Source organism: Hydrogenophaga sp. L99 (genome assembly GCF_058731905.1).
The window spans coordinates 568,274-582,838 of the sequence record NZ_CM178972.1 but is presented as its reverse complement, the minus strand read 5'-3'; the positions used below and the strand labels follow the sequence as shown (position 1 = coordinate 582,838).

Genomic DNA, 14,565 nt, shown 5'->3' with positions numbered 1-14,565 from the left:
AATTAACTTCGATTAACTTTCATAGGCGAGCATTCGGTGAGCACCACTCTTGATTTTCTTCTTCAGAAGTACGGACCAACAATGACCCTAGAAGAACTTGCAGTGGTTCTGAAACGCAAGCCTGGAGGAGTTCGTGTAGTCCTAGCCATGCGAACAGAAGAATGGGCTATCAGCTTGAATCGCCGAAAGATTCACATTGGACGAAGAGTTCACTTTCCAACAGATGCGGTTGCCGAACTACTCACCGGCGATCTAATCAAAAAAGGAACTGAGTGATGGGAAATTATCCAAACGATTTAGCCGAATGGTTAAGTGAGCGCAGAGGAAATAAATCAACACATGCTACAACCTTGGCATCTTTCCTTTCAGTTTCTGAAAATGTCCGTGAAGCAATAGATGCCGGCTTCGAGTTAAAAACCATATGGGAACATTTGCGAGAAAGAAAAAGAATTTCATTCCGTTATGAAACATTCCTCAAATACGTTCATCGCCACATCAAGAAAAGCACAAGCGCAAAAAAAGCAAAAAACCAAAGCCAAGCAAAAACAGCGAATGCATCCACTTCGTTCTCATTCAGTCCTAACCCAAAGAAGGACGAACTGCTGTGATGAATCGCTGTTTCCACCCAGTCAATGCGCTCTCAATGCGCTGCGTGAATGCTACTGGCATAACGCTGTCGATCAATCAGCGCTATTTTCGCGCTGTAGGTCCACTGCATTCGATCAGCAGCGTGATCGAGGCGATGAAGTTGATGCGACAACAGCGAACTTCGTGGCGCGAAAGTACGGGCAGGATAGGTGAAGTTAGCTAACCGGCAAGCCGGTTATCTATCTTCACTATCCCCTTATTCGCACTTCGTGCTCAACGGGAATCCTGCTCTGCGAGAGCTGATGGCTACCGTCATCTGTAGTGAGCGACTTTAGCCGCTAAATTTCCTGACGCCGTGACATGAATACAAAAGGCCGGGCTTTGGTATCGCCCTGGTCAAGTACCGATTAGCTACATATGGCATAGCTATTCGACGATCGTGAAAGCCACTTTCAAAAAGGATATCGACATGAATAATCATCGCTTTTTTGCGGCTAAAACTGCCCTCACCGTTTTGCTGGCTGGCAGCATTGTTATCACTCCGGTACGGGCTGGAATCCCGGTTATCGACGGCGCGAATCTGACGCAAACGGTTATGTCGGCGGTGGAGAACGTGGCGCAGACGCTCAAGCAGATCGAGCAGTACCGCACTCAGCTCCAGCAGTACGAAAACATGATCCAGAACACGGTCGCACCGGCCGCGTATATCTGGGATCAAGCGCAGTCAACGATCAGTGGGTTGATGAACGCCGTCAACACGCTTGACTACTACAAGAACCAGCTCGGCAGCTTGGACAGCTACATCGGCAAGTTCCAGGACGTGAGCTACTACAAATCCTCGCCGTGCTTCTCTGCCAGCGGATGCAGCGACGCTGAGCGCGCAGCGATGGAACAGAACCGGCGTCTGGCGAGCGAGAGCCAAAAGAAGGCCAATGACGCGCTGTTCAAGGGCTTGGAACAGCAACAGAGAAACCTCGCCTCGGACTCGCGCATGCTGGAACGGCTTCAGTCGGCGGCGCAGGGTGCGACAGGCCAGATGCAGGCCGTCGGGTTTGCAAACCAACTCGCCAGCAATCAGGCCAACCAGCTCCTGCAGATTCGCGGCCTGTTGATCGCGCAGCAGAACGCTGTCACGACCAGGATGCAAGCCGAAGCCGATCTTGAAGCCAGACAGCAGGCAACGCACGCCACTTCGACGGAGTCCCGCATCGGAAAAACGGCCAGTCCAAAAAACTGGCTCGAACTGACCCGCTGACCAAGGAGGCCCAACACCATGAAAAAAATGATGCTGCATGTCGGCCTCATGGCGGCGCTGCTGACCGGCTGCGAAAAAAGACCTGCCACCATGCCCATGCCAGAGGTTAGCGACGCCACTTGTCAGATCGAGACGATCAGGAAGATCGAGGACAAGGCGACACGCGAAACCTTCGCCGGGTTGTGCTCGCGCCGGTCCCCAACAGGCGGCGGCATTGCGCCGACCGACAAGCCCATGAATTGGCTTGAGTTGGCCGACCCGAAAAACCAGAAGGGAGCGAAGCCATGAGAACGCTCCACAAGCCAGCGCTGTTGATCGGTGCTTTCCTCACGCTCTACTGCGCAGCCGCATCGGCCCAGCTCACCAACCAGGGGATGCTTGACCAAGTGGTAACGGAGTTCGCCACGCGCGCCACGGCCTGGCAAACCGTGGTGATGAACGCCGCGATGTTCCTGTTCTGGACTCTGGGCACGATCTCGATGGTCGTCACGTTCGGCTTCATGGCGCTACGGAAGGCCGACATTGGCGAGTTCTTCGCCGAGTTCATCAAGTTCATTCTGTTCTTCGGCTTCTTCCTCTGGCTCCTGCGTAATGGTCCGAACTTCGCAAACTCGATCATCCAGTCACTGGCTAGGATCGGCGAGCAGGCTTCCGGCTTCTCTTCGATCACGCCGTCGAGCATCGTCGATGTCGGCTTCATGATCTGGAAGCAGGCGATTCGCAACCTGTCGGCCTGGTCGCCCATCGACAGCTTCATTGGCGCGGTCCTGAGCGCAGGCATCCTGCTGCTGCTCGCCGTGATCGCCGTGAACATGCTGCTGCTCCTCGTATCGGGCTGGCTGCTGTCGTACGCAGGGATCTTCTTCCTGGGGTTCGGTGGATCGCGGTGGACCTCGGACATGGCGATCAACTACTACAAGACCGTATTGGGCGTGGCCGTGCAGATCATGACGATGGTGCTGCTGGTTGGCATCGGAAACGACCTGCTGTCCAGTTTCTACGCCAGGATGAACACGGGCACCCTGAATTTTGAAGAGCTGGGTGTGATGCTGGTTTTCTGCCTGGCGTTGCTGATGCTGGTCAATCGCGTGCCGCCACTGGTCGCCGGCGTCATCACAGGTTCAAGTGTTGGCGGTGCGGGCGGCATTGGTAACTTCGGTGCCGGTGCCGCCATGGGTGCCGTGATGGGCGCGGCGACCATGGCCGCAGGCGCAGCAAGCGTGGCTGGTTCGGCTGTGATGGGTGGTGCGGCCTCGGCCGCTGGCGGTGCATCGGCGATCAAGGCCGCCTACAGCAAAGCCTCTGCGGCCTCCGGCGAGGGCGGCGGTGGTGGTGGCATGGGGGACACGATGGGCGGCGTTGCCATGGCCGCCGCAGGCCCTGGCGGCGGCAGCTCTAGCGGTGGCAGCGTCTTCGCTGGCATGGAGACCGGCAGCAGCTCGGGCGGTGGTTCCAGTGGCGCCAGCAGCTCGGGCGGCAAGAGCAGCGAGCCGGCCGGCGAGGACTCCGGCGGCGGCGCGGCACTTGGTGCCGAAGGGAAGGCCGACGCAGGCGGCAAGGCCGCAGGTTCTGACGCCAAGGGAGGGGGGCCGGGCCCCGGCCTGGCACCAGGCGAGCAACGCTCCACCGGCAGCATGTTGGGCCGTGCGGCGGCCATTGCTGCAGGCACTGCGGGCAACCTGGCGCAAGGCTCATGGGACGGGGCGAAAACAAAGGCCGCAAGCATGCGTGAGTCGGCCTTTGATCGCATCAGCGAAACCACGGGCGGAAAGATTGCTTACGCGATCCGAGCAAGCCGAGATCAAGAAGGTGCGTCACACGATGCCCCCATGTTCGACAGCAACAGTCTTGGCAAGGCTTCCGTCTCTGATGACGAGGTTGCGGCGTTCGTCGGCCGCCGCCCTCAGTAGTAGCAAATCGCACCGGCCGGGTGGAACCGGCCGGCACTTCCACTTAACACCTGATGGAGAGGTGAATCATGGCAACTCGGAATAGTACAGAAGCAACGAAGGCAGTTCAGCAAGCCGCTACGCAGCTCGCAGGAATCGACTTCGATTTATTGAACCAAGAAATGGCACTGCTTGTGTCGCCGCTGATCGAGGCGGTGGTCAACATGCTGATGATCGTCTACTACCAGGCCGAAACCGGGCATGCCACAAAACACGATTTCCTTAAGGCCAGGGCTGGCCTACGGCAATCGTTGAAGGTCCACTAAGACCCAAGTACCAAGTACCGAACTGCGGCCGTTGGCCGCATTTTTTACGCCATCTGTTGCCATGCGTCATTGCAAATAACCTGACCACACCCTCGCCGCCGATAATCGATCAACACCAAAAGGCCAAGACATGAACAAGCATGCGAACGCTGAGCCGTTTTTCATCACGGAGGAGGTCGAAGCCGACATGCGGGCTGCTGGGTATGTTTTCGAGCCGCCGAAGCACACATCAACAACTCGGCTGAGCAACGTCTTAGGCAGCCTCTCCGACGTCGACCTGGCGGTATGGCCGGGTGAAATCGCGGAACGAGAGCGAGCACGACGCAAAGGCAATCAAGCTTGAATTTTTAGCGGCTAAAGGCTCTCAGACTGCACCGTTGAAGCGGCGGTGACAGGCGTCGCATCCACAAAAATGTGCATTAATCGAATGACATGGCCTGAAGGCCCTTGTACAAGAGCGCCGGCATGCATGGACAAAGCATCAGCATGAGAATCCAACTCGACTAATTTTGCTACCTCACCATAGGTCGCACGAATACGCGCGTCGATACTCTCCACTACCGTAGCCGATGGCAGTTTCAATACGTAGCCAAGCATCATTCCCCATTGATGGCCAGTCGCGTATTGCCCCGTGACGAAGCGATCAACCCCTTTGGTGACATATCGCTGATTCAGCGTAGATTCCCCATGTCCCACACGCTTGCATTCGACGCCTAGATACGCGTCCTCGTCCCCGAACTGATGCAAGAAGCGAAGAATTATATCGATCCTGCCACTTACCTCGGGATCGTCATTGCTCAAGTCCAGCAATTCGAATTCGCCTGTAATCTCAAGATTGGACAGGCCAAGTTCCTTTTTAAGCCGCCGCATCGCCTTTTTCACGTGAATGGTGATGGGAACTTCGAGCACCCCGGGCTCAAGCAACGGTCGAGCAGTAGCAACGCCTTGACACAGGAGATCTACCACCGTGGCGAGTTGATCCTCTGACAAATCAAAAGAAGGACGCCCAACGGGCAAGTCAGGCGACAGATGCATGAAGCCCCTTGATCCAATGGTCTGCAAGGACCGCATCCCCATCGTTGAGACCCGCCGTCCGCGTCCAATAGCGCACTTCCGAGGGCTTCAGAATGAAGAGCGCGTTCTCGTCGTAAATCCTAAGCTGCCGCCGCTCATTGAGATACGGCGGAACGTCCGAGCTGACTTGTCCGCGAAAGAGTGCTGCGAGCCGCACGATTTCCGCCTCGCCCCCTTGATGCACACACGGCATGTCCGTGGGCGCGCCGGCCACCATGGCGAACCTGACTGCATCTACACCCGGTGTGCCATCGACAACGTTTCCAACTGCGATGTGCCGTGGATAAATGACGGCCTCCAGATGCCGCTTGCCGCGAGCACGCAGATAGGCGTTGACCGTTCGAACCACTTCGCTGGCATAGGCCATCAAGTCATCAGAAGAAGGCCGCTTAACCAGAGTCATGCGCTGCGCCCTGCCTTCAAACAGCAACGCGCGAGCACGCTGGACGCCGTCACTCGCGAGAATTTCCTCGTCGCGCTCCAAGTCGTAGAGGTCGCACACGGCGCGATCGAGGGCGGCGATCAACTCCGTGTCGTCGGGCGACTCCGCAACGGCAGCCTCAGCGGACAGCACCGCCTCCAACAAGACCGTATCGACCTTGCCCAGATCCGGCACACGCAACGACAACAAATCATTCGGTTCGACGGTGGGGCGCTCTAGCCCCCACGCGCCGCCGCCAAAAGCAAGCTGGAAAGAGGTAAGACTGGAATTCAGAATGGCGCAGAGCACCCGCGCCGCAGCCAGTTCCTTGCCGGCGAAAGAAACTCCGTAGAAGCTTTCACTGAAGAGGACGCTCGTATCACTAACCACGGCACTGTACCGACCGGACTCGAGCGCAGTCCCCTGGTTTCCCTTGGGACACAGAAGGAGCGGTCCCTCGAAGATCGCAGAGTTGCGCGGCCGATGCAGCCATTCATGGGTGAATCTTTCAAGCGCACGGACATTCAGGCGTAGCGGCGCATAGGTCTCTGGCGTGACCAAGCCAAGACGATAGTAGTGATCTGGTGGTTGATTGAGATCACCACCCTTGACCTGTATTCCTTGGCCTCTAACGCTCAATTCGCTTTCGCGTAATAGTTGATCGAGTGTTGGGAATGTGCGTTCCAGCTTCTCGATCAACCATCCATCGCGCACAGTACCAAACGCGGTTGCTTTGAGCATTGCCGGCGTGCGTAACACGCGAGACAACGGCACACTTTTCAACTCACCAGGTCCGACGTGAAACACACCATTGCGCCGAAAATCTGGGGTCCATGGGATTGATCCCACAAGCAATCGATCTTGTCGATCTACGAGCGCGCAGCGGCCAAAGAACAGCAGCGCCGGCCCCGTTGCATCTGGAAAGAGACCTTCCTTGCGCAACGCCGACAAATTCACGAGCGCGGCGGGGTGGAGCGAGCTCAAAAGCGCCTCGCGCGACTGAATCGCGTGCGCGTCCTTCGAAAAGAACGGTGAGGCTTTCATAATCATGCCGATTCGGCCTACCTCACCAGCCAAGCGCGAAGCCACCCACAGGAACTCCTGATCAGGACTGCGCCGCGGGCGACTGGACTGCATGTCTCCGACCTTGCGCTTCCGTGACGCCACGACCTTCTTCACGAATGTCCACGGAGGATTGCCAACAACAGCATCGAACGGTCGCTGTGCGATGAGATCCGGTAGTTCGTCGTTCACCGTGTCGGCTTCGAAGAGCGTGACGCCGATCAAGCGGTGAAACTTCAGGTCCTGAATGTCCTGAACCGGTTCCTCGTCGAGTTCGAGCGCAGCAAGGTACAGACTGAAAGCCGCAATCCCTAATGCGGACCTGTTGATGTCGATCCCGTAGAGTTGCTTGTAGAGCACGTCGCGCACCACAGAGCGCGTCGCGGCCTTGCCCTGGGTGCGCTTCCAGACTAGTCGCCTGAAAGCCTCAACAAGGAAAGCGCCAGACCCGCATGTCGGATCGATCACACGTGCGCTTGCAGGAAGTGCCTCGAACACTGGATCGAGCGTCAGATGGACAAGCTCGACAGGGGTGTAATGCAGCCCCTGCGTGTGCGCGTCGTCCGCCGCGCTTGATCGAGCGAATTGCTGGTAGATCGAGCTGACAAGGTCAACTGGAATCGCGTCAAAGCGGAAACGGAACAACCGACCTTGGCCGGAGAGAAGACTGCGCCCCTCAACGAAGTCGCACAGCAGTTCCAGATGCGCATCGCTCAAGCGCTGATGCTCAGCGCCCGGGTCATCCATCGGAAACAGGTCGCCGTTGAACGTGGCGCGCAGCCACTGAAACAACTTGAAAGCTGAATCGACGGTAGCAAACATGCCCGCCACATCCGCTGAAAAATCATCCGGCAAAAAAGGCTGTGCAATACCGCGATCCACGAGGTACGACGTGAAGATGCAACGGCCGATCAGACGCTGAGCAAAGTCACGCGAAGCCTGTGCCTCTTCCTTCTCATCCGACAGTGGCCGATCATTGGCGGGCCGGAGACGGGTCAACTTGTCTTCGAGGGCACTAATTTCACCGAGCAACTCACGGTCAACCCGGTGCCGGCGATCAATCCGCTTCCCGATGGTGCTAGACCAAAAGGCACCGGTTTCGGTGGCGTAGCGTCCGCACATGGCATCCAAGGAGCGCAGCCTGTCTTCCGCTTGCAAGGAAAAAACTTCCAGGGGCTCGGTCGCAATCTGCTGCGGACTTGCCTTTGCAGGCGATGCATAGCAGTCGTACAGGCGCACGTCCGTGGGTGTAATGATCCACAGCAACGGTGCCACGCCCACATTCCAAGCAGCTTCATGCCACTGAGCGAGCTGTTGTTCGGAAGGGGCCGCGTCACCAGCATCCTTGAAAATCGCCGTCGGCACACTCTGCGCAGAAAAGACCGCCTCGGCTTGCAATCCAACGCGACTGTCCAACAGAACGGCGCGCAGGCGCGCACCCGCATCTTCGCCAGATCGCGCCAATCCCGGTGCCGGCCGGCCATCGGGCAAGAGATACCCGGTTGCCGTTAGTGCCCTCGTGAAAGCCGCGCTATCCATGTCTACGGCGTCCGTTTGAACTGTTCGCCGCCGTATCTACGACGAGGGCCGGAAAAAGTTGAAACTGCCCTAGTGCCGCCGGCTTAGGAAGTGCGAAACAATCGGATAGCTGTTGCAAATGAGAGTCGAGCCGCAGCACGATACAGTCGTCGGTACTTGCATCCTCGTCGCGGGGATCGATAACGCCCCATTTGGCTCCCCCATAAAGAGCCAAGGACTTGCCCCAAAGCGATAGGAAGGATGTGCGAGCTAAGCCGGCTCCCAAATCTGAAAACAGGTCGCGATGGGCATGCAGTTCGAGCTTGAAGCGGTCCCTCAACACCACGGCGATCCGCAACAGCAATATCGTCTGCCAGGAGTAGCGCGCGGGCGATCCATGCCCCTTAGGCTTCACATCGGGAAGGATCAGCGCGCGGCGGCTCGTCCACTCGCGGAGCTGTTCCGTCGAGAGGCCCGTAAGCCGCGTGGCATCACGCGTCGTGATCAGTTGCATCCTGGGAAGTCCTAGCTCGGAAAGATCGGGTATCGCGCCCGATTCTCCCATAAAGATCGGGCGGCGCACCCGTTCCGAAGACGGAATGTGTATTAAAGGAGATAACAAACTGAGCTGACCACCAGGTCAAGATGACAGCATCAAGCCATCCGCTTCGCCAGGTCTTCAGCCCGAGGGTGGTAGTACCTCATCAACATTCGCGGGTCCTTGTGCCCTGTGATCTTGGTGAGTTCATGCAGCGGAAAAATCTCAGCCAGTCGCGAAGTGGCCTCGTGTCGTAGGTCGTGGAAGCGCAGATCAGTGAGGTAGCGTGCATCGGGCTTGTGGCGCTTTTCCTTGCACTCATGCAGGTAGCCCTTGCGGGCACGTGTCACAGCGCGTTCAAAGGCCCTTGTGACGGCATCGCTGCGGATGCTGAACACTGCCCCGTCATCGGCGTCTGACTCACCCGGCTCTTCCCCGTCCTCCTTGGCGTCAATCCCATGGTCTTTCAAAGCGGCGAGAACTTGGATAGCACGGGAAGACAACGGCACATCGCGCGAGCTGCCGTTTTTGGTTGCGGGCAGATGCGCCACCCGACGATCTAGGTCGATGTGCTCCCATCGCAACCCCACGATTTCACTGCGTCGCATGGCCGTTTCGACGGCCAGCTTGATGATCGCAGGCAGCATCACCGAGCCACTTGCCGCAACGACGCGCTCCAGCTCCCCTTCGCTGGCGTTGCGCGGAGCCGGCTCATCAGCCGGTTGCAGAGGATCAGCCTTTGGCACCTCCACGGCGATGCGGCGAGTCCGGGCATTGTCCGGCTGCGGCTTTCGCACCAGCTCGACCGGATTGGACAAGCTCTCCATGCCCCATTCCTTGCGCGCGATGGTGAAGACGTGGGACAACACAGCGAGGCGCCGGAGCACCGTGGCCGGCTGGTACTCTTTGAGCCACACATCGCGCAGCTTGGCCACGTCCGCACTGCGGATCGACGCCAGCGGCCGCTTGGCCATTGTGGTGGCCCGCCAGATGCGCAAGAACGACTTCTCGCCGGCTGCGCTCTTCTTTCCTGGCGTCACCTCTTCCTCGTAGCGCTCCAGAGCTTCGTGAAGGGTCGTGGCCTCCGCCTCCCCCCTGCTGACCCAGACGCCACGCGACATTTCCGACTCGTTCATCTTCGCCCAGGCCTCAGCTTCGGCCTTGGTCGTGAAGGTCTTGCTCAGAGGGGGAAAGCCATGCCTACGGATCTGCGCCCGCCACTGGTACGGGCCACGCTTGTTGATTGCTGCCATTGAAAACGCTACTCGCTGCTGACTGTGCCAGAAATGTGCCAATAAAGGCATCATAGCCAAAAATCACCAGTAAAATAAAGCTACACCTTTCCATTCGTAATGAGAAGGTCGGGTGTTCGATTCATCTCTCCGGCACCAACGTATATAAAAAGCCCGCTGTGAAATTCATAGCGGGCTTTTTCTTTGGCTGTTTCTGACAGCACAGCCCTTGAGCGCTCACACAGCGCGTTGCGCTGCGACGGCCTTGTCACTCAGCAATAGGTGCCGCCAACCTATGGGGGTGCGCAGTGTCAGCAAGATCGACCTTGCCAACCGCGCGAATAGGTGTGGAGTGCGGCGTTGGGCCAAGCAAACAGCAAGAACAAACCGGAAAATAGAAAACCCCGGAAACCTTTCGATTTCCGGGGTGTCTATTTGGTGCGGCTGGCAGGAATTGAACCCACGACCCCTTGGTTCGTAGCCAAGTACTCTATCCAACTGAGCTACAGCCGCGAAGCCTCGTATTCTAGCAGGGTTTTAAAGCAGTCTTTTTCACCGTGCCTAAAAAGTATCTTGGTAGGCCGTGACAGACTTGAACTGTCGACCAAAGGATTATGAGTCCATTTTGTGGGTCTAAATGGGACGTCCTGGGACGATCCGGGACACAACCCCGCTTGTAACGCCTTGTTTTTATTGGTTTTTTGTCTTCCAACGTTCCACGTCGTCCCGTAGCATTTCCTCCTGAACTGGTACGAAACTGGTACGGAGAACGAAGATGGCAACACCGAATACACCGTTCAGCAACTACACCCCTGGAAGGTTCTATACCTTGGAGAAGGTCCATCCAGCGGGAACGCTGCAGGCACGCAGATACGCAACCGGGGTCACAACCTTTTTCTGGCGCTGCACGATCAACAAGCGGGACTTCCGAGAGCCCATCGGCATATTCGATCCCAAGTGCCCGCCACTCGCACTGGCGCCGACATCACTCGGCTTTTCAAAGAGAGCCGCCGCAATCGAAGCCGGCAAACTGGCAGAGCTCCACAAAAAGCACATCGACATCGGTGGGCTGCCAGGACTTCGTAGCGTGCAGGCAAAAGAGAAAGACAAGGCCGAACTGGCAGCGGTCGAAGCAGCGCGTGTGATCGAACAAGGGAAGCAAGCTGCGATCAAGGCTGAGCAAGACCGTGCTGAACACAATCTGAAGGCGCTGCTACTCGCCTACGTAAGCCACCTGCATGCGCTTGGGCGTTCATCGCATTCGAATGCTCGGTCCATTTTCAGCAAGCATGTGATCGAGGCGTTTCCAGACATCGCGGCCAAGCCAGCTGCGGATGTGACCTCAGAGGAGATCGCCGAGATGATGCGTCGTCTCATCGAGGCAGGAAAAGGACGAACGGCGAACAAGCTCCGGAGCTATGTGAGGGCAGCCTATCAAGTCGCGAAGGCTTCGCGTTCTAAACCCAGCATACCGACTGCATTCCAGGCTTTCAACGTTGTGGTGAACCCTGCAGCAGAAACTAGCCCCGATGAGTCTGCCAATCGTGCCGACAAGCGCCCTCTGTCTTTGACGGAGCTTCAGCTCTACTGGTCGGTTCTGCAGAACATCGATGGGATCAAGGGTGTGGCCCTTCGCCTCCACCTTCTGCTGGGAGGGCAGCGAATTGCGCAGCTTTCCCGGTTACTGGACGAACTGGTGAACCCAGATTTCGTCACCATCTTTGATGGCAAGGGTCGCCCGGGGAAGCCACCACGCCCACACATCATTCCCGTCGTGAAGGCAGCGAGGAAAGACCTGGATGCTTGCGTCAACAACAGACCCTATCGACTGTCCACCAATGGAGGGCGCACGCCCATCGGCGTGGGCAACCTCGGCAAGTGGGCTGTGGATGCTGTTGGCAGCAAGATTCCCAGCTTTCAGCTGAAACGCGTCCGCAGTGGCGTCGAGACCGCGCTGGCCTCTGCAAAAGTCCCCAGGGAATACCGGGGTCGCCTCCAGTCACATGGCATCAGCGGCGTGCAAGCAGTCCACTACGACGGATACGACTATCTGGACGAGAAGCGCGAAAGTCTGGAGATCTTGTACGCCTTGCTCACGAAAAAGAGGGCCACAGGTAGGCCATTGAGCAGGCGCAAATAAGCGGTCGAAACAACCGTGACCAAGGCACTGCCGACTTGGCTCACCTGAGATTTTTTACGTCTACGCTGTAATTTTATTGACTTTTATTTTGTTTTTGATAAATTATTGAATCAGAGCTAAAGATTCATAATCATGATCGCCTACCCCCGCACGGCCTTGGCCGACGAACTGGTGCACCAGCTGCAAGGCAAAACGGCTTTCGGCGATGCCCAAAACGGCCTGTTCCTGGCTGCGCCCCGGCGCACCGGCAAAACCACCTTTCTTCGCGGCGACCTGTGCCCGGCGCTAGAGCGTGCCGGCGTGGTGGTGGTGTATGTGGACCTTTGGGCCGACGCCGCGCGCGACCCCGGCGTGCTGATCGCCGACGCGATTGGCCGCGCCCTACAGCCGCACCTGGGATTGGTGGCCCGCACGGCCAAAAAGGCCGGCGTGGACAAGCTGAGCCTGGCCGGATGGCTGAACGTGGACACCAGCCGCATCGGCAAGCTGGACGGGCTGACACTGGTGGACGCGCTGCGCGCCCTGCACGAAACGGCTGGCCAGCCGGTGGCGCTGGTGATTGACGAAGCTCAACACGCCTTGACCAGTGAAGCCGGCGAAGCCGCCATGACAGCCCTGAAGTCGGCACGCGACCAGCTGAACCGCCCGGGTGTGGTGAACCTGATGCTGGTGATGTCGGGATCGGACCGCGACAAGCTGCTGCGCCTGGTGAACACCAATGGCTCGCCTTTCTTCGGCTCGCAGATCAAGACCATGCCCGCGCTGGGCGCCGACTTCATGGCGCACATCGTGCAGCTGATCGAAGCGCAGCGCCCGGACCTGTCACCGGTGGACCAGGCCACGCTGCAAAAAGCGTTCGTGGGCTTTGGCAACCGGCCGCAGTTCTTCATGGAAGCGCTGGGTCTGGTGCTCAGCCCGCTGTCGGGGCTGACGGGTCGATTCGAGCCTGCCATGCAGCAGGCCGCCGAGCAGCGCCAGCGGGACGACGAGACCCAGATGGAATCGGACTTCCTGGGTCTGAAGCCGCTGGAGCAAGCCATGCTGTGGCGCTTGCTGGAGCAAGGTGTGCGGTTCCGGCCCTATGACGCTGAAGCTCTGCGCTTCTACCGCGAGAAGACCGGACGCGACAAGGCGGTGACGCCGCAACAGGCGCAGAACGCACTGGAGTCGCTGCGCCAGCGCTCGCCGGCACTGGTGTGGAAGTCGGCCCGGGGGGAGTACGCGGTGGAAGACGCCGCCATGCACCGCTGGTACGAAACGCGGGCAGCGACGGGAACCTGGCCGCCGCTGAGTCTGCAAGGTAATCTCTTGCCCGATAGCGAGTAGCGCCCAGGCCACCATAACGCTCAACGGCTTGCATGTGTTCCCGTACTGCAAGCCGTTGTGCTTTGTGTAGTTCCTGTGCAATCGGGCCACGAAAACCGCCAAAGAACAGACCCCGTGGTGGGCGCTGCGGCAGTTGGAAGGCGATGTTCGAGCGGCGGCAAAGCTGCCATTGATGACAAGCAAGATTTGACTCAGTGTCGCAGTTCACTCGATCGTGCCCAAGGTCAGGTGAAGGCTGGCAACAGCCGCTCAGCTTATTCAACTCAACGGCAGCTCACGGCGAAAGGAGTCATCGAATGCTCCGAAAGCCGATCAGCCGCTGCACTCTCATAAACCGGTCATTCAAGCGAACTTCAAGACCGGTGTCCCTCGGTCGCCTGCCAATCACTCGGCGCGCCCAATTGAGGAGTTGCGCCTGGCCCGTTGCTGCAATCTGGCGCCCTAGAGACGACCGCCGCTGGACAGCGAATTCGGGTATTGCCAAGTAAATTTACCCCAACACTCTAAATATCGTTAGAATGACGGCATGAAAAACCGTCAACTCAAAGACTTGCTGTACGAACAGGTCGCCCGCATTGGCAAAGCTCTGGCCAGTCCCAAACGCCTGGAGTTGCTGGAAATGCTGGCGCAGGGCGAAAAATCGGTGGACGTGCTCGCTGCAGAGCTCTCGATCGACATCAAGCTTGCCAGCGCCCACCTCAAGGCGTTGCGCGACGCCCGACTGGTGACCAGCCGTCGTGAGGGCAAGGTCGTCCATTACCGGCTCACCGGCCCCGATGTGGCCGGGCTGGGCGTGAAGCTGCGTGAGGTGGCTGAAGAGCACCTGCTGGAGTTGCGCATGGCGCTGGACCAGATGGCGGCGCATCCGAACCAGCTCGCGCCAGTGGACCGCGAGGCCTTGATGGCACAAGCCCGGCGCGGAGAAGTTGTGGTGATCGATGTGCGCCCTTCTGACGAATACGCCGTGGCCCACCTGCCGTTCGCGCGGTCCATGCCGCTGGCCGAAGTGGAACAACGCCTGGCCACTTTGCCGCGCGACAAGGAGATCGTGGCGTATTGCCGCGGTCCGTTCTGCCTGCTGTCCGACGAAGCCGTGGCCTTGCTGCAGGCGCGCGGGTTTCGCGCACGCAAGGTGGCTGACGGCGTGAGTGAGTGGCAGGCCGCTGGCCTGCCGCTGGAGCGAGTGGCTGATTGAT

At 58.4% G+C, this 14,565-nt stretch carries 14 protein-coding genes and 2 tRNA genes; 10 read left to right on the top strand and 6 right to left on the bottom strand.

Annotation, left to right across the window (positions count from 1 at the left end; genetic code table 11):
- Positions 1 to 36: 36 nt before the first annotated feature.
- The 7 genes from AC4QBL_RS02765 (at position 37) to AC4QBL_RS02735 (ending at position 4,401) form a co-directional block, all read left to right on the top strand.
- Positions 37 to 276: a hypothetical protein gene (locus AC4QBL_RS02765; protein ID WP_472908013.1), complete on the top strand. Its 240-nt coding sequence runs from the start codon at positions 37 to 39 to the stop codon at positions 274 to 276.
- On the top strand, positions 276 to 608 hold the full coding sequence (locus AC4QBL_RS02760; RefSeq protein WP_472908014.1) for a TraK family protein: 333 nt from the start codon (positions 276 to 278) through the stop codon (positions 606 to 608). The genes AC4QBL_RS02765 and AC4QBL_RS02760 overlap by 1 nt, the downstream gene beginning before the upstream one ends.
- 449 nt (positions 609 to 1,057) lie before the next feature.
- On the top strand, positions 1,058 to 1,843 hold the full coding sequence (gene trbJ / locus AC4QBL_RS02755; protein WP_472908046.1) for a P-type conjugative transfer protein TrbJ: 786 nt from the start codon (positions 1,058 to 1,060) through the stop codon (positions 1,841 to 1,843).
- An 18-nt stretch (positions 1,844 to 1,861) separates the two neighbouring features.
- Positions 1,862 to 2,131 carry an entry exclusion lipoprotein TrbK gene (gene trbK / locus AC4QBL_RS02750; protein WP_472908015.1) on the top strand — a complete coding sequence of 90 codons (270 nt, stop codon included), beginning with the start codon at positions 1,862 to 1,864 and terminating at the stop codon, positions 2,129 to 2,131.
- A complete protein-coding gene (gene trbL, locus AC4QBL_RS02745; RefSeq protein WP_472908016.1) occupies positions 2,128 to 3,753 on the top strand; it encodes a P-type conjugative transfer protein TrbL in 1,626 nt (541 codons plus the stop codon). The genes trbK and trbL overlap by 4 nt, the downstream gene beginning before the upstream one ends.
- A 68-nt stretch (positions 3,754 to 3,821) precedes the next feature.
- Positions 3,822 to 4,058, top strand: coding sequence for a type I toxin-antitoxin system ptaRNA1 family toxin (locus tag AC4QBL_RS02740; RefSeq protein WP_472908017.1), 237 nt, complete (start codon positions 3,822 to 3,824; stop codon positions 4,056 to 4,058).
- A 130-nt stretch (positions 4,059 to 4,188) separates the two neighbouring features.
- Entirely contained in the window at positions 4,189 to 4,401 is a 213-nt protein-coding gene (locus tag AC4QBL_RS02735; RefSeq protein ID WP_472908018.1) for a hypothetical protein, read from the top strand.
- Between the two features lie 11 nt (positions 4,402 to 4,412).
- Here AC4QBL_RS02735 and AC4QBL_RS02730 read toward each other — a convergent pair whose 3' ends face one another.
- The 6 genes from AC4QBL_RS02730 to AC4QBL_RS02705 all read right to left on the bottom strand — a co-directional run bounded on the left by AC4QBL_RS02730 (position 4,413) and on the right by AC4QBL_RS02705 (position 10,574).
- Positions 4,413 to 5,093, bottom strand: coding sequence for a hypothetical protein (locus AC4QBL_RS02730; RefSeq protein ID WP_472908019.1), 681 nt, complete (start codon positions 5,091 to 5,093; stop codon positions 4,413 to 4,415).
- Positions 5,077 to 8,106, bottom strand: a complete 3,030-nt coding sequence (locus AC4QBL_RS02725) for an HsdM family class I SAM-dependent methyltransferase (RefSeq protein WP_472908020.1) — start codon at positions 8,104 to 8,106, stop codon at positions 5,077 to 5,079. The genes AC4QBL_RS02730 and AC4QBL_RS02725 overlap by 17 nt, the downstream gene beginning before the upstream one ends.
- A gap of 40 nt (positions 8,107 to 8,146) precedes the next feature.
- Entirely contained in the window at positions 8,147 to 8,647 is a 501-nt protein-coding gene (locus tag AC4QBL_RS02720) for a MerR family transcriptional regulator (protein ID WP_472908021.1), read from the bottom strand.
- Between the two features lie 140 nt (positions 8,648 to 8,787).
- Complete coding sequence (locus AC4QBL_RS02715; protein ID WP_472908022.1) at positions 8,788 to 9,924, bottom strand: site-specific integrase; 1,137 nt, start codon at positions 9,922 to 9,924, stop codon at positions 8,788 to 8,790.
- Between the two features lie 415 nt (positions 9,925 to 10,339).
- Positions 10,340 to 10,416: transfer RNA gene (locus AC4QBL_RS02710), tRNA-Arg, on the bottom strand.
- 61 nt (positions 10,417 to 10,477) lie between these two features.
- Positions 10,478 to 10,574: transfer RNA gene (locus tag AC4QBL_RS02705), tRNA-Met, on the bottom strand.
- A gap of 104 nt (positions 10,575 to 10,678) precedes the next feature.
- On the opposite strand from AC4QBL_RS02705, the gene AC4QBL_RS02700 reads away from it, so the two are divergent.
- The 3 genes from AC4QBL_RS02700 (at position 10,679) to AC4QBL_RS02690 (ending at position 14,564) form a co-directional block, all read left to right on the top strand.
- Complete coding sequence (locus AC4QBL_RS02700; protein ID WP_472908023.1) at positions 10,679 to 12,043, top strand: phage integrase central domain-containing protein; 1,365 nt, start codon at positions 10,679 to 10,681, stop codon at positions 12,041 to 12,043.
- A 132-nt stretch (positions 12,044 to 12,175) separates the two neighbouring features.
- Positions 12,176 to 13,369, top strand: coding sequence for an ATP-binding protein (locus AC4QBL_RS02695; RefSeq protein WP_472908024.1), 1,194 nt, complete (start codon positions 12,176 to 12,178; stop codon positions 13,367 to 13,369).
- A 526-nt stretch (positions 13,370 to 13,895) separates the two neighbouring features.
- Positions 13,896 to 14,564, top strand: a complete 669-nt coding sequence (locus tag AC4QBL_RS02690; RefSeq protein WP_472908025.1) for an ArsR/SmtB family transcription factor — start codon at positions 13,896 to 13,898, stop codon at positions 14,562 to 14,564.
- Position 14,565: the final 1 nt, after the last annotated feature.

What these genes read in the sequence shown, in the direction of transcription:
- AC4QBL_RS02760 (WP_472908014.1), top strand. Translation starts at nt 276, where the DNA reads ATGGGAAATTATCCAAACGATTTAGCCGAATGGTTAAGTGAGCGCAGA.
- trbJ (WP_472908046.1), top strand. Translation starts at nt 1,058, where the DNA reads ATGAATAATCATCGCTTTTTTGCGGCTAAAACTGCCCTCACCGTTTTG.
- trbK (WP_472908015.1), top strand. Translation starts at nt 1,862, where the DNA reads ATGAAAAAAATGATGCTGCATGTCGGCCTCATGGCGGCGCTGCTGACC.
- trbL (WP_472908016.1), top strand. Translation starts at nt 2,128, where the DNA reads ATGAGAACGCTCCACAAGCCAGCGCTGTTGATCGGTGCTTTCCTCACG.
- AC4QBL_RS02740 (WP_472908017.1), top strand. Translation starts at nt 3,822, where the DNA reads ATGGCAACTCGGAATAGTACAGAAGCAACGAAGGCAGTTCAGCAAGCC.
- AC4QBL_RS02735 (WP_472908018.1), top strand. Translation starts at nt 4,189, where the DNA reads ATGAACAAGCATGCGAACGCTGAGCCGTTTTTCATCACGGAGGAGGTC.
- AC4QBL_RS02730 (WP_472908019.1), bottom strand. Translation starts at nt 5,093, where the DNA reads ATGCATCTGTCGCCTGACTTGCCCGTTGGGCGTCCTTCTTTTGATTTG.
- AC4QBL_RS02720 (WP_472908021.1), bottom strand. Translation starts at nt 8,647, where the DNA reads ATGCAACTGATCACGACGCGTGATGCCACGCGGCTTACGGGCCTCTCG.
- AC4QBL_RS02715 (WP_472908022.1), bottom strand. Translation starts at nt 9,924, where the DNA reads ATGGCAGCAATCAACAAGCGTGGCCCGTACCAGTGGCGGGCGCAGATC.
- AC4QBL_RS02700 (WP_472908023.1), top strand. Translation starts at nt 10,679, where the DNA reads ATGGCAACACCGAATACACCGTTCAGCAACTACACCCCTGGAAGGTTC.
- AC4QBL_RS02695 (WP_472908024.1), top strand. Translation starts at nt 12,176, where the DNA reads ATGATCGCCTACCCCCGCACGGCCTTGGCCGACGAACTGGTGCACCAG.
- AC4QBL_RS02690 (WP_472908025.1), top strand. Translation starts at nt 13,896, where the DNA reads ATGAAAAACCGTCAACTCAAAGACTTGCTGTACGAACAGGTCGCCCGC.